At 64.5% G+C, this 13,979-nt stretch carries 9 protein-coding genes; 2 read left to right on the forward strand and 7 right to left on the reverse strand.

The genetic code is table 11. The annotated features are described in order from the left end of the window. The 7 genes from KN815_RS18370 to eccCa all read right to left on the reverse strand — a co-directional run. On the reverse strand, positions 1-2,309 hold a 2,309-nt coding region (locus KN815_RS18370; RefSeq protein WP_216343015.1), incomplete at its 3' end, for a hypothetical protein. 46 nt (positions 2,310-2,355) lie between these two features. Then, entirely contained in the window at positions 2,356-2,802 is a 447-nt protein-coding gene (locus KN815_RS18375) for a type VII secretion target (protein ID WP_216343016.1), read from the reverse strand. A 638-nt stretch (positions 2,803-3,440) separates the two neighbouring features. After that, the gene (locus KN815_RS18380) at positions 3,441-3,707 is read right to left on the reverse strand and encodes a hypothetical protein (protein WP_216343018.1); all 267 of its coding nucleotides are present in this window, start codon (positions 3,705-3,707) and stop codon (positions 3,441-3,443) included. A 232-nt stretch (positions 3,708-3,939) separates the two neighbouring features. Beyond that, a complete protein-coding gene (locus KN815_RS18385) occupies positions 3,940-4,551 on the reverse strand; it encodes a hypothetical protein (RefSeq protein ID WP_216343020.1) in 612 nt (203 codons plus the stop codon). Next, on the reverse strand, positions 4,548-6,893 hold the full coding sequence (locus KN815_RS18390; RefSeq protein ID WP_216343021.1) for a DUF6571 family protein: 2,346 nt from the start codon (positions 6,891-6,893) through the stop codon (positions 4,548-4,550). The genes KN815_RS18385 and KN815_RS18390 overlap by 4 nt, the downstream gene beginning before the upstream one ends. A gap of 29 nt (positions 6,894-6,922) precedes the next feature. Next, on the reverse strand, positions 6,923-7,405 hold the full coding sequence (locus KN815_RS18395) for a hypothetical protein (protein ID WP_216343023.1): 483 nt from the start codon (positions 7,403-7,405) through the stop codon (positions 6,923-6,925). Positions 7,406-7,516: 111 nt separating this feature from the next. After that, positions 7,517-11,467, reverse strand: a complete 3,951-nt coding sequence (eccCa, locus tag KN815_RS18400) for a type VII secretion protein EccCa (RefSeq protein ID WP_216343024.1) — start codon at positions 11,465-11,467, stop codon at positions 7,517-7,519. Positions 11,468-11,641: 174 nt separating this feature from the next. On the opposite strand from eccCa, the gene eccD reads away from it, so the two are divergent. Next, a complete protein-coding gene (gene eccD, locus KN815_RS18405; RefSeq protein ID WP_216343025.1) occupies positions 11,642-13,099 on the forward strand; it encodes a type VII secretion integral membrane protein EccD in 1,458 nt (485 codons plus the stop codon). Between the two features lie 66 nt (positions 13,100-13,165). Then, a partial coding sequence (locus KN815_RS18410; RefSeq protein WP_216343026.1) for a protein kinase family protein occupies positions 13,166-13,979 on the forward strand: 814 nt, incomplete at its 3' end.

Genomic DNA, 13,979 nt, shown 5'->3' on the forward strand with positions numbered 1-13,979 from the left:
CAACTGCCGCTCCCGGTCAGCTGGGCGTCACCGACGCCACGTATGTAGCCGGCCTTTACGCGCTCGCTGGCCTGGTTGTACCAAGCGCTGTCGTCGAGTTCGGGATGGCCGGCGATATAGGCATCGAGCGGGTTGACCGAACGACGCTGGCTCGTTTCGACGAACTTCTTCTGCATGTTGTGAGCGTCTGCGTCAACCTTCGCGTCGAACTCCTTCTGCTGCTTCTCGATTTCCCGGTCGATGTTGATGCCGGCCTGGGTATCGATGGCACCGGTGGCGGCGTCGACGAACGGTGTGACGAAGGGCGTTGCCCGTGCTGCCTCGAACGGGACGGTGACCAGGCTGGTGACGGTGCTGATCCCGGTGCTCGTCCGGTACTTCTGCCATTCTCCCGCTTCCGACAGCTTCCTCGCCTTCTCTTCCTTGCTGTCGTTCGCGTCGCTCATGATGGCGTCCGAACGGGCCTCGTCCAGGATGCCCTGCGTCTCGGCGCCGGTGCCCAGAGCCAGGGTGAGCGCGTCGTCGGCCTTCGGATGGGCCTTGAGCACGTCCGTGGTGAAGTCGTGCTGGGCCGCGGAGAGAATCTGATAGCCGCTGTCATCTCTGCCGACCGCCGACAGGAAGTTCTTGGCTGTCTCATTGGCGACGGAGATGTCGGACGGACCGAGCGCGCCGAAAGCCGCGTCGCGGGTTTTCGCCCCCGATTCGGCATCGCCGTGGTTGGCGGTGGCCCAGTCCAGATTGTCGATGTAGCCGGCGCCCACGCGGGCCAAGCTGTCGCTGAGACCTTGCTTGTCCGCGAGGATGCCGGAGTTGTCGCCGACCACACTGATTAGCTGTGTTGCGACATTGACACTGGCGGGGTTGCGGTGGAGGCCCAGCTCGGGCTGGTCGTAGGGATGCCCCAGAGAGGCAGCCTCGAAGGCGTGCCCCAGTTCGTCGTAGCCGTATCCCTTACCGTCATCGGCGTAGAAGTTTCCGTTCAGCCACTTGCGTTCCTTGAGCAGATACATGAGGTCGTCGTTCGGCGGTACGCTCGCATCCTGCTCAAAGCGGTTGCGGTGGAAAATCGTCTGCGCCGCTTCCGGATTGTGCCCCAGCGACTCCATGTAGCCGGCCATGGGGTCGACTCCGTGGTCATTGTCCTCGCCGAAGTTGACGTACGTCTCGTACCCATCGGGCCAGTAGAGATCCTTCAGGTCGTCCTTGTGCTTGCGGTCGAACTCGAACAGACCGCCAGTGCGACCGTCCTTGCTGTGCGGATCGGGATAGCCCTTGCCATAGTCGACAAGGAAGTCCTTGTCGTACTCGCCGTAGCGCAGCAGGCTGCTCATCACCTGAAAGCCGTAGGACCCAGGAGTACTCGTCCCGGCCTCCCAGTCGGTGTCCATGACACGCCGGGGCCCCAGGTTGATGATGTCCTTCTTCCACTGCTTCATCTCATCGCTGTTGGAGTGAGAGGCGGTGGCGAGGGTGTAGCCGAGAGATCTCTGGAGCTTTTCCAGGTTCTTGGTGCGTTCGTCTCCGAATTGCTGGCCGGTTGTAACGTGCTGCCAGAATTCGAGGGTTCCCTTCGGGCCGAGGTCGGTGGCGAACTTCTCGGAGAAGTAGGGGTCGCCCTCGTGCCGGGAGAGGAGCGTGTTCGCCCGTGCGATCTCTGTTGCGCTGAGGTTCTTCTTGGACTTCGCCAGCTCCGCGACCTCTTTGAGGTCCTTGCGCGCCTGCTCGCGACCGGCCTTGGCGTCCTTGGTGCTGCTGTAACCGTCGGCGGAGAAACCTTCATCCCGGCCGTTGCCGTCTTGCGTCAGCGCCCAGGCCAGAACCTCGTCGGTCGTGGTGGCGTTGGCGACGACCTCGATGATGTAGCTGTTGTAGTCCGCCACCACTTCACTGAAGTTCTTCGCCTGCAACCCTTGTTGCATCGGCGTGAGGTCATCGAGGTTCGTCGGCTTGTAGGAGACGTGCCCGGTGCCATCGATGGCCAGGTGCTTCGCCTCCTCGATGTCCTTCTTGTACTCCTGGAGCTTCTTTTTGGCGTTCTTGAACGCCGTGTGTGCGTCGTGCAGCAGCCCGTGAACGTCCTCGGCCTCGCAAGCGGCCAATTCGATTTCTTTCGCCGCTTTTTGGATCCTCGTGAAAGCGGCCTCCGCCGCCTCGCCCTCCCAATCCGAGTTGGTCAGGGGCGTCTCCACCTCCGTGCGCAGATTTGTGCCGACCTGCCGGAACTTTCCGGGCAGGGTGCGCCACTTGCCGACCGCTTCGGAGAGTGGGGTGAGATCGACGGTGATGAGCGAGTGATATGTGACCATGTGTGCTTCCGCCTTGAGCTGGGGCCGTCGTTCCGGGGGGCAGGTGCTACCTGGCGACCTTGTCCTGGCCGCCGCCCTGTTTCTTCCCTCGGTCAAGCCCGTCGCCGACGCCCTTGTCGGTCACCTCGAAGTGCGTGGCGGCATCCCTCAGCGGCCCCGCCAGGCCCTGCGACAGGAGCCCCTGGGCGTAGCGCATCTGGGCCCCCCACCGCTCCTGGAACGTGGCGAACGCCGCCGCGCAGTCGAAGCCCTTGAGACTCGCTTTCACCTGACCGGTTTCGGTCATGGTCTCATTGTCCGCTTTGGCGAAGCCGGTGCTCACGTGGTCGACCTTGCCGGCCTTGTTTCGCAGTACCGAAGCGGTGACCTTCAGCTTCTTCTGCGGAATCCCCCGGCCGCCGTTGCCGTCGTCGAGCTGGTTGAGCCGCATATGGGATTCCTGCTGCTTTGCGGCTTCGGCCTTGATATCGGCCCATTCGTCCTCGAATGCCATGATTCCCCCGTTGATTCACGTCGCAAAGCGAACTCGCTTGATGTTCACGTCAAGCTAGCAGGGGGCCGTGCGGCTCGCAGCCCCCTGCGCTGCTCGTTCACCGCTCCGGCTGCCGAGGCGTTCGCGTCGGTGCCGACCCCGGCGATCCGGGAGACCTCGAGGCGCGACGGCAGATTGACGACCGGCGAGGGCAGGCGTTCCTTTGGCTGAGTGAGTGATCCGGTGGGGTCCTAGGAGCGGTTGTATGCGCGTGGGTGGCGCGTCTTTGTCATGGCCGAGCCACTCCTGCAACTCGTGATCAAGCCGCCGGATTGTCCTTGCAAGGGAGTACCTTCAATACCTTTGATGCGTACGACTGGATGAGAGCGCCCAGGGCATTATGGGATTTATCGCGGTCTTTGATTGTGGTGCTGTACAGGATGAGAGAATAGAGATTGGCTCGATATTTGGGATTGGGGCACTTTATCAGTGCGATAGCTCCGTACGGCCAAGTGGCGGCGGCATGCTTGCCTGGCACTTTCCTTGGCCTGTATGGCCCCTGTTCCGCGATCAGACTATCGAGTGTGGGTTGAGGGATGAGCTCCTTATCACACCAATCCCCTCTCACAGTGACTTTAACATTGCCGCCGATATAGTAATCACATTGTTCGGGCTCTTCCATTCCTGTGATCGACTTGCCCAGCTTGTGCTGGCTGATCTTTTTGCCCGGCGGGAAGATGGGTGCGTACAGGCTCTTCTTTTTTGTTGATTCCGCAGAGAGTGGACGGCACGGTGTACTGGCGCTTGTCCTGTGAGCAACCCGCGAGAACTGTGATGAGCGTGAATACTGCAATAGAAGTTTTTGCGAGCTTCGCGGCGCCTTGATGCTTTTCGCGTCGCAAGGTGTTGTGCCGCAGGTGGATCACCAACGGGGTCCATTCCGAGCTTGCTGCCAGTTTGATCCTTCGCCGTGGCTGCGGCCGGCCGCGGTCCCAGCGGCATTCGCGAGCTCGTCGACGGTGCGTCTGTCAAGATGGCTCTCGTGAGCTGCATGCTCTACGGGTAACCTCGCGGACCTAATAGCCTTATCACGGCCACCCAGGTGGAATCATGAGCGAAGCATGACGCCTATTTGGCAGCCCGAGCTATTGCCCTGGGTCACGAGCGGGCCTTCTCTCCATCCTCGCAAGGAAGTATCTTCAACACCTTTGAGGTGTATGACTGGATGAGGTTGCCGAGAACGCGATGGGACTCATCGTGATCTTTGATCGCGTCACTATAGATGGAGAGTGAATAGAGATTGGCCCGGTACTCAGAATTGGGACACTCGACAAGGCTTACAGCGCCATATGGCCACGTTGCCGCAGAGTGTTTGCCGGGGACCCTTCTCGGTTTGTAGTTTCCATGTTCTGCGATGAGGCTCGTGAGCGTTGGCTGAGGAGTAAGTGTTTTATCGTACCAGTCGCCATTGACCGTGATCTTTACATAACCATCGATGTAGTAGTCGCACCTCTCGGACTCCTCAACTCCCTTGAGTGCACGCAGACTATTTTGCTTCAACTTGTCTCCTGGGGGAAAGATTGGAGCGTAAAGACTTTCCTTTTCGTGGATCCCACAGAAGGTGGAGGGTAGCTGATAGCTTCTCTTTTCCTGGGAGCAGCCGGTGAATGTCGTTGACAGTGCAAGCACAAGGGCAAAAAATCCTGTGCTTGTTGCGAGTTTACGTTGCTTCAGGTTCAAGAAGAGCTCTTTATGAAGCTTTCCGGTCATCCTCTGATTCCGTTCCTCGCCTGCTGCCAATTCGATCCTTCGCCGTGACTGGTTCCGGCCGCGATGCCGGCCGCCTTTTCGAGGTCATTTATGGTCTTCGGGTCAAGGTCACTTCCGTCCGTCGCGTTTTTCACGGCGAACCGCGCAGCTTCAACGCTGGCTTTTCGTCCCTCTGAAAAGTTGTAGCCTGCTTGGTCCTGAGCCTCTGTGGTGGTGTCCTTCTGGATGGACTTCATGATGCTGTCATTGAGGTCTTCTTGAATCCAGCCGACCGGCTCGGCAATGGGGGCCGCGCCCGGATAGCGCTCGAAGCCAGCGCCGATGCCGTATCCGATGAACCTATTGGCCCACTTGCTGGCGAGCCCTGCCTTTTCGTTGAACTTATCGTCGTTGGCGATGTGCTCTTCGTGGATGCCTTCAGCCCGGCCTTCGCTCATGATGCCTGCTACGGCTGCGCCCGGGGCCACCGCACTTTTGACTCGATCCGTCAGCGAGACGTCCGACGAGCTGTGGCCGTTGATGACATCGTGGACCTGGTTGGCCGTATAGGTATGTTGCGCCGCCGTGATTGCACCATAAGCGTGTGGGTCCCGACCGACGGCCTCGAGGAACGGCTCCAGTTTGACATTACCGAGCTTGGCGCTCGCTCCGTTCACCGGAAGGCTGTCGTCAAAGTACATGGCCCGCTGCACATCACCCGTGTAGTCGGCCGTCATTTCGCCGAGTGATCGCCTGACGTCGGTGAAGTCTCCGTCGTCCTTGATCAACGTGGGGTCGTTTCCGAAGATCTTGACGGCTTCATGCATGACTGCCGCGTTGGCAGCAGAGTGATGGGCCGGATCGGTAGCCGCATTGCTGTCCGGCAGGCGGCCGGTGGCCGCTGCTTTGAGGGCTGCGTCGAATCCGTTGTGCGGATCCTTCACCGTCCTATCGTCGCCGCTGTTCTCGATGTTCCCGGTCCAGGTGGTCGTGTTGGTGAGCTTCCAGTCACGATCTTTGACCAGGTATTCGAGGCGGTCGTTTTTCTCTGCCTTGCCGTTACCCGGATCTGGATCAGAATTCGGGTCCAAGAAGGCGGCGGAGGCATCGGGGTCATGACTCATGATGCCCAGAAGGCCGTCCATGGGGTCGTGTGCGAACCCGCCGTCCTTCTTGTTGCCAAAGTCCCCGTAGAGGTCCCAGATATCTGGGTCGCCGCCCTGCTTCTTGTCCTCAGCCGCCCGGATATCGTCCCCCAGGTCGGTGAGGAACTGGGTCGAATATCCATCGCCGTGCTTCATGAGAGTGATGAGGCTCTGGTAGCCACGAACTTGCTGACCGTGGTAGCGGCCGATCGTGTTTTGCTTCTCCGTGACCGCGTCCAAGTCATACTTTGCGACGCCTGCCTTTTGTAGCCCCTTGCGGAAGTGTTCGTAGAAATTTCCATCAGGCGATTTTAGCCATTTTGAGTACGCCTGGGAGTATTCCTTGGAGCCGAACCTGAGCTCCTTGCCGCCCTCGCCCTTGAACTTGGGGACCTTGGTGGCGCTTGCGATATTGGTGGCCAGCGCATCGCGCAATTGCCGGTAGTCCTGTGCGTGCTTCTGGTCGCCCGCCAGATCGGCCAGCTTGTTGCTGAAGCTGATGGTGCCCTTGGGGCCGAGGCTGTTGAGGAATGCCTGACTGAAATCCTTATCGCCCTTGTTTTCGCGCTCCAGGCGCTTCAGCTCGGCGAGTTCCGTGTCCTTGAGGTGACCGTTGGAGTTGAGCTTCATGGCCAGGTCGCCGGCCTTCTGGCCTTCAACCGCTTCGATGTCATCCAAAGCCTTGCCGTTGAAGCCATGGTTGACTCCGTCGAGAGGGTCAGGATCCTCTACGGCTTGTTTGAGTGCGAGCTTGACGTACTTGTCGGTTTCGTCGAAGGCTTTAACAGCCTTGTCGATGTGCTTGGTCCAACTATCCTCGACAGTGTGCAGGTCGGGATCGTGGCGAGCGGCATTCGCATCGGCTTCACTGGCTTTTTCGTAGTCATAGCGTGCGATGCCGTCTTCCGATACTTTCATACCGGCCTTCACAGCGTCAGCTACTGCCGACTTCAACTCGGCACGGAGCTTGGCGAACTGATCCTCCGCATCGCGGAGGATGGACGCGATGGCGCGAGCCTCTTTCGCCGCGGCAGTGTACTGGCCGCTGGTGATCGTCATGACGGGCTGGGCGGCAATAGCGCTCTGTCCGTTCCACGATCCATCGGTTCCGACGCTCTTGACCTTTGCGTCGTAGATCTTCTGAGTGCTCTCGAACTTTTTCGCGGCTTCATCCCACTTGGTGGCCGCCTTGCCGAGTAAGGAGAATTTGGTGGTCATGACCTGGTGGTAGGTGAGCACATTTCTCCCTAGTATTCCGACACGCGCGACCGGAAGGACGTATCTGTAAGCGGGCCATTCTCCGTCGCGTGAGACGTGAACAATGCCCCGGTGCGATGATCAGTTCCCGACAGTGCCGTGTGGGTCTCGCTCAGGGCCGTCTTCTCTGCCGCTAAGCGGTTCCGAAGGGCTTTGACCGAGGTGTGCCAGCCCTTGAGGGCTGCGGTGATACCTGCTCCCGTATCCCAGTCCTTGAACTCTTTCTCGGCTTCTTCAGTGGTGAGGTCTGCGGACTCGCCGGCCTTCTTGGTGTCGTGTTCGATGCCGTCCGGCCCGCCGAGGGCTTTGACTGCGGCCTTCTTCTTCGCGGGCGAGGACGAGAGGTCAGGAGCCTGAGGGCCGAAGAGCGGTGGGTGGTCTGGCGAATCAGCCTGGTTGAGGCGCATTTGGGTGTCTTGTTGCTGTGCTGCGGCGGTTGTGCGGACTCTGTCCCACTCTTCTTCGAACGTCATGATTCCCCCCCAGGGTCGGTGTCAAGTGGCAGTCGTCATCTCACAGTTCGAAAGGCTATGGGCGACCTCGCCTTGTGGGTCACAGCGTGCTTGCTCGTGGCGGAAGGGCAATCACTGCTCCGGCAGCCACCCCACCTGGGTCAACGGCACCCCACGCTTACGCGAGACGAAGAAGCCACGGCCCGGCGGCATGGGCCGTGGGCGGACCCCGCCGAAGACATCGCCTTCGCCCGGGTCGCCGGACAGCACCATGCCCTGGGCGCCGAGTTCCTTTACGCGCTGCATAAAAGACTCGAACATCGAACGCGAGGAGCCCGCGGAATTGCGGGCGATGATGAAGCGCATGCCGACGTCGCGGGCGAAGGGCAGGTTCTCGGTCAGGACTGCCAGCGGGTTGCCGCTGCTGGTGGAGACCAGTTCGTAGTCGTCGATGATGACGAAGAACTGGGGGCCGCTCCACCAACTGCGGTCGCGGAGCTGCTGCGGGGTGATGTCCGGCTTGGGGGCGCGTCGCTCCATCAGGCCGTTCAGCGCACTGGCGTGGAGTTCGAGTGCGGACGCGATCGGAGCGTATTCGAGGAGATGGCTGTCCGGGATGACACCGAGCAGGGAGCGGCGGTAGTCGCCGACCACGATCTTCGCTTCGTCCGGACCGTATCGCTCGATGATCTGCTTGGCGATCAGACGGATGAGCGATGTCTTGCCCGACTCGCTTTCACCGAAGATGACGAAGAACGGGTCGGTCTCGAAATCGATGAATACCGGCTCCAGGTTTGTTTCGTCGATGCCGATCGCGATGCCGTGCTGCGGGTACTCGAAGCCCTTGGGCAGCTCGTCGGCGCGGAGCTTGCGCGGGAGCAACCGTACGCGCGGGGCGGGCGGGCCGGACCAGGCGGTGCTGACCGCGCGGACCAGTTCGGTCGTGGCCTCCGTCATGTTGTTGGGGTCGTGGCCCTTGTCGATACGCGGCTGAGCGCCCATGAAGTGGAGCTTTTCCGGGAGTTGACCGCGGCCGGGGACGCCGACCGGGACATTCGCGGCGACCTTGCGGTCGAACTCCGAGTCCATCGTGTCACCGAGACGCAGTTCCAGCCGGTTGAGCAACTGGTCCTTCAGCGACGCGCGGACCTCCATGTTGCGGGAGGCGGTGATGACGACATGGACGCCGTAGCCGAGCCCTCGGCCGGCGATGTCAGTGACGATGCCTTCCAGCATGTCGTACTCGGCCTTGAAGTTGCCCCAGCCGTCGACGATGAGAAAGACATCGCCCCAGCCCTGGTCGGCGTGTTGTCCGGCCGCCCGCTGGCGTCGGTAGGTGCCGATGGAGTCGATGTTCTTGGCGCGGAAGTACTCCTCACGCCGGGCGAGAACCCCGGAGACCTCCGCGACGGTCCGCCGCACCTTCTCCGGGTCCAGGCGGGAGGCGACCCCGCCCACATGCGGCAGATCCGCGATGGCGTTCATACCGCCGCCACCGAAGTCGAGTGCGTAGAACTGCACCTCGGCGGGGGTGTGGGTGAGGGCGAAGCCCGTGACCAAGGCGCGCATCAGAGTGGACTTGCCGGACTGCGGGCCGCCTACCACCAGCATGTGGCCGGCGGCACCGGAGAAGTCGCGGTAAAGGATGTCGCGCCGCTGCTCGAACGGTTTATCGATGAGGCCCAGAGGAACGACAAGACCGCCCGGCCTTGCGTAGTCCGCCGATTGAAGACCCCGCTCCCGGGTGGGGGCCAGGGGCGGCAGCAGCTCGTCCATGGACGGCGCCTCGTCCAGGGGAGGCAGCCAGACCTGGTGGGCGGGCTGCCCCTGGCCTTCCAGACGGCTCACGATGACGTCCAGGACCGTCTCGGCCAGTGCGTCGTCCTCGGGCCGAGCCGGGGTGTTCAGCCTCGCCGGGTCCGGGGCGGCGTAGGTCACCGGGACGGGAGCGGCCGTGAACAGCACCGGCCGGCGTTCGACGGGCAGGGACGCGCTGTCGAACTGAGCGGGGGCCGTGCGGTACGTGCCGGAGACGTACGCCGCCTTGAAGCGGGTCATCTCGTCGGTACCGAACTTCAGATAGCCGGAGCCGGGCACGGGGGGAAGGTGGTAGGCGTCCGGCACGCCCAGGGCCGTACGGGACTCGGCGGCGGAGAAGGTGCGCAGACCGATGCGGTAGGAGAGGTACGTCTCCAGGCCGCGCAGGCGGCCCTCCTCCAGCCGCTGCGAGGCGAGCAGCAGATGCACACCCAACGATCGGCCGATTCGGCCGATCTGGATGAACATCTCGATGAAGTCCGGCTTCGCCGTCAACAGCTCGCTGAACTCGTCGATCACCAGAACGAGTGATGCCAGGGGCTCCAGCGGGGCTCCGGCCGCCCGCGCCTTCTCGTAGTCGTGCATGTTCGCGTAGTTGCCCGCTGAACGCAGCAGCTCCTGACGACGCTGCAGTTCACCGGTGATCGAGTCGCGCATGCGGTCGACGAGCGTCAGGTCGTCGGCGAGGTTGGTGATGACCGCGGCCACGTGCGGCAGCTCCGACATGCCCGCGAAGGTGGCACCGCCCTTGAAGTCCGCGAGGACGAAGTTGAGGGTCTCGGACGAATGCGTGACCGCCAGGCCCAGCACCAACGTGCGCAGCAGCTCCGACTTGCCCGAGCCCGTCGCGCCAACGCACAGACCGTGCGGGCCCATACCCTCCTGCGCCGCCTCCTTCAGGTCCAGCATGACCGGGGAGCCGTCCTCCGAGACCCCGATCGGCACCCGCAGCCGCTCGGCCAGCGAGCGGGGCCGCCAGGTGCGGGAGACATCCACCGAACCGGCGTCGCCCAGCCCCAGCAGCTCGGTGAAGTCGAGGTTGGCCAGCAGCGGCTCATCGTCGTCGTCCCCGCCCATGCGCAGCGGCGCGAGCTGTCGCGCGAGCGCCTCCGCGGCCTCCACGGAGAGCGAGTCGGGTGTGCCGTCGTATCCGGCGACCTGCGACTCGAGCTGTAGCTTGCCCGGCCGTACGACGATCGACAGGCCGCCGCGCGGCTCGTCGAGTTCGCCCGCCACCACCTCGATGACGGTGACGCCCTGGAGCCCCTCGGCCGCAGCGAACGCCGAGTCCGGCGGCACCATCGCGCCGTCGAGCACGAGCACCAGATGCGGCTGGTCGAGGAGCGGCTGTCCGTCCCTGCTGAAGCGGGTACGCCCTTCCAGTCGCCCCCTCAGCAGCTCCTCCACCTCGGCCAGCGAGTCGCCGTACAGCCGCCGGGAGCCCGCGCCGTCGAAGGACCCCGGCACCTGCGCATGGGGGAGCCACTTCGTCCACTCCCACTGCTCCGCCGCGCCGCGCGAGGCGACCGTCGCGATGACGAGGTCCTCCGGCGAGTGCAGGGTGGCCAGTTGGGCGATCAGTGCCCTGGCGATCCCGTGCACCTGCTCCGGGGCCCCGGACACGGTCATGTGGTAGAAGGCGCGCAGCGACACCGCCATGGGCAGATGGTCCAGTGACCCCTGGGTCGCGAGAAAACGCTGCATCGCGCCTGCCGTCAGCGGCTCAAGCTCGTCCACGGTGGCGGTCTCGGGGGCGATCAGGGGTGTGGAGAGCTGCTGCGTTCCGAGCCCGAGCCGCACCTGCACGAAGTCGTGGTCGGTCAGCCGCCGTTCCCACACCCGGCTGCCCTCGGCGACGATCGACCAGAGCTGTTCCGGGGCGGGGTGCAGATAGAACTGGGCGTCGCGCTGCCGCTGGGCCGTGCGCCGTACGGTCCGGCGCGTCTGCGCGAGGTACTTGAGGTAATCGCGACGCATGTCCGCCCGCTGGCCCTGAGAGCCCTGCCGGTGCCGCATGACCATGGCGATGGTCATGGCGAGCGTGGAGAACATCATCATGACGCCCATGATCTTCATCATCGGGGCGGCACCCGGCATGAAGAAGTAGACCATCGACGAACCCATGCCGAGCGTCGGCAGCAACTGCATGAGCATGCCTTCTTGCTGCCCGCGCGGCAGTTCCGGGGGTGGTTCGAGGCGGAGTTCCTCGGTCGGCACCTCGGGTGGCAGAGCCCTTGGCTGGCGCTTGACGACGACCTGGCTCACCGGATCCCTCATCCCTCCACACGGAGGGACAGTTCTCGTCCGGCACCCCCGTGGCGACGGCCTCCCTCCGCGAGTCAGCGATCCTATCGACGTATCGGCTCCAGAGCCCCGGTAGGGTGGCCGCCGCGCGCATGACACCGGCGATGTCGCAGACCGAACCAGGGGGCCCTACACGTGAGTACGTCCGCAACAACCGGTTTCTGCAGGGTGACCGTCGTCGCACCCGACAGCCGGATCGATGTCGCCCTCCCGGAGGACATCCCTGTCGCCGACGTTTACCCGGAGATCCTGCGCCTGACGGGGCAGACGCAGCCGACCGGTGCTCCCACCGGGTATCACCTGGTGCGACGCGACGGCACCGTCCTGGACAGCAGCCGCTCGCTGCTGGCCCAGCAGATCCTGGACGGGGAACTGCTGGCTCTGCGGCCCTTCGCCGAGTCGCTGCCCCCCGCCGTCTATGACGATGTGTCCGATGCGATCGCCTCCGCGGTCACACGCGACCGCACGCTGTGGAACGACCGATTCCTGCGGGCCGCGGGGCTGCTCGGAGGGGCGCTGCTCCTGATCCTCATGGGCTTCGTGCTCTGGTTCGCCGATCCCGTCAAGCACGACATGCACGGCCTCCCGGGCATCATCGCCGCCGCCGTCGGCGTGCTGTTGACGGCCCTCGCCGGCGTGCGGGCACGGGTGTACGAGGACCGCGCCTCCGCCATCGCCCTGGGCATGGCCGCCCTTCCCCATCTCATGATCGCCGGGTCGGGGATCATGGCTTTGGACACGGGAGACGGCGTCGGACGGCTTCAGTTCCTGCTCGGCTGCGTCACCGTGCTCGTCGGCTCGGCCGTCCTGGTCATCGTCATGCCCAGTGGCGACGCTCCTTTCGTCGCCGCCGTGTTCGCGGCGAGTGTCGGGACCCTGGCCACCTTCTGCGAGATCCTCACCGACGCCGGCGCCACCGAGACGGCCGCCGTGTGCGCCGTCGTCGCGATCGGAGTGATCGCCTTCCTGCCGGGGCTGTCGGCCCGCGTCGCTCGTCTGCCCATCGGCTACGCCGCGCCTCGCTCGTCGGCCGATGACCTTGACACCGGCCCCGACGCCGAGCCCATCGACATCCACCGCATCGCCGCCCAGACCCGGCGTGGTCACGAGATGCTGCTGGGCATGGTCGGCGGCTGCTCGGCCGTCGTCGTGGGTGCCGCCGCGGTCCTGGGTTTCTCCGAGGGTGTGTGGGCGCAGCTTCTCGCGCTCGCGGCCGGTCTGGCGATGCTGCTGCGTGCCCGCCTCTTCCGGTACACCGCCCAGGTTGCCGCCGTCTTCGGCGCGGGTCTGCTCGCCCTGGCCCTGCTCGTCCTGGGGTTGTCGCTGAACCCGCCGGCCGAGGCGGTCCTCAAGCTCTTGACGGAGAACGACCGTGGGCCGCTGGACATCCGGACGATCTGGCTCGCCGTGTCCGTGACCGTGGGCGCGGGCTTGATCATCGGCGTCGCTCTGGTCATTCCGAAGAAGGGCCTGTCACCCTTCTGGGGACGGCTGTCCGACCTGGCCGAGAGCGCCTTCCTGCTCTCGCTGGTACCCCTGTGTCTCGCCGTGCTGGACGTCTACAGCTCGGCACGCAGCCTGACCAGTGGCTGAGGGCATGGCCACTCATCCGCGAGGGCGGTCCACCGTACGGCTCACCGAGGAGTTCGGGAGGCGTGGGTGGAGCCGCTGAGCGAGGACGACCCGCGGCGGCTCGGGCCTTATCACCTCATCGCCAGGCTGGCTCCTGGCGATGACGACCCCCGGGCGGCCGCCCGCCTCTTCCTCGCTCGCAGTGCCGGTGGGGTCCGTACGGTGCTGATCAGCGCACCGTCCGCCGAGTTCGCCGACGACGCGGCGCATCGGGGCCGCTTTCTGACGGAGGCGGAGAACGCATGGCGGCTCGGCGGCGCTCGGCCGCTTGCCTGTCTCGCCCCCGTAGAGATCTCCGGCGATGCGTCGGACCTCCCCTGGAGCGCGTTTCCGTATCGCCCGATGCTGCCCCTGCCGGGCGTGTTACAGGTGTGTGGAGGGCCGCTTCCGATCCGGACAGTACATGCGCTGGGGGCGGCTCTGGCCGAGACGCTGGCGGAGATCCACGGGGCGGGCCTCACCCACGCGGGGATCACGCCGGCGACCGTGTTCGTGGCGGGTGACGGGCCGTGGCTGGGAGGCTTCGGCGCGGTACGGACAGTGGGGCCGGACGGGCAGGCGCGGATGGGCCTTTCCGGGCTGGCCACGGACGACCTGCCTCCGGAGCAGGCGGCGGGCGGGCGCCCGCGGCCGCTGGGGGACGTCTACGCGCTGGGCGCGGTCCTGGCATACGCGGTGACCGGGCGGCGGCTGCCCGACGCGGGCGAGCTGCCGCGGGAGCTGAGGAGCATCGTGCTCCCGTGTCTCGCTCCGGACCCGGCGGACCGGCCGACGGCGGCGGCATTGGCGGACGGGCTGACCCGGGGGGTGCGGCTCCCGCCGCCGGCAGGCGTGACGGTGG

It is taken from the genome of Streptomyces niphimycinicus (assembly GCF_018883605.1).
GTDB lineage: Bacteria > Actinomycetota > Actinomycetes > Streptomycetales > Streptomycetaceae > Streptomyces > Streptomyces niphimycinicus.

Bases quoted from the DNA above. Each gene is read 5' to 3' on its own strand.
- KN815_RS18375 (WP_216343016.1), bottom strand. From the start codon at position 2,802: ATGGCATTCGAGGACGAATGGGCCGATATCAAGGCCGAAGCCGCAAAG.
- KN815_RS18385 (WP_216343020.1), bottom strand. From the start codon at position 4,551: ATGACCGGAAAGCTTCATAAAGAGCTCTTCTTGAACCTGAAGCAACGT.
- KN815_RS18390 (WP_216343021.1), bottom strand. From the start codon at position 6,893: ATGACCACCAAATTCTCCTTACTCGGCAAGGCGGCCACCAAGTGGGAT.
- KN815_RS18395 (WP_216343023.1), bottom strand. From the start codon at position 7,405: ATGACGTTCGAAGAAGAGTGGGACAGAGTCCGCACAACCGCCGCAGCA.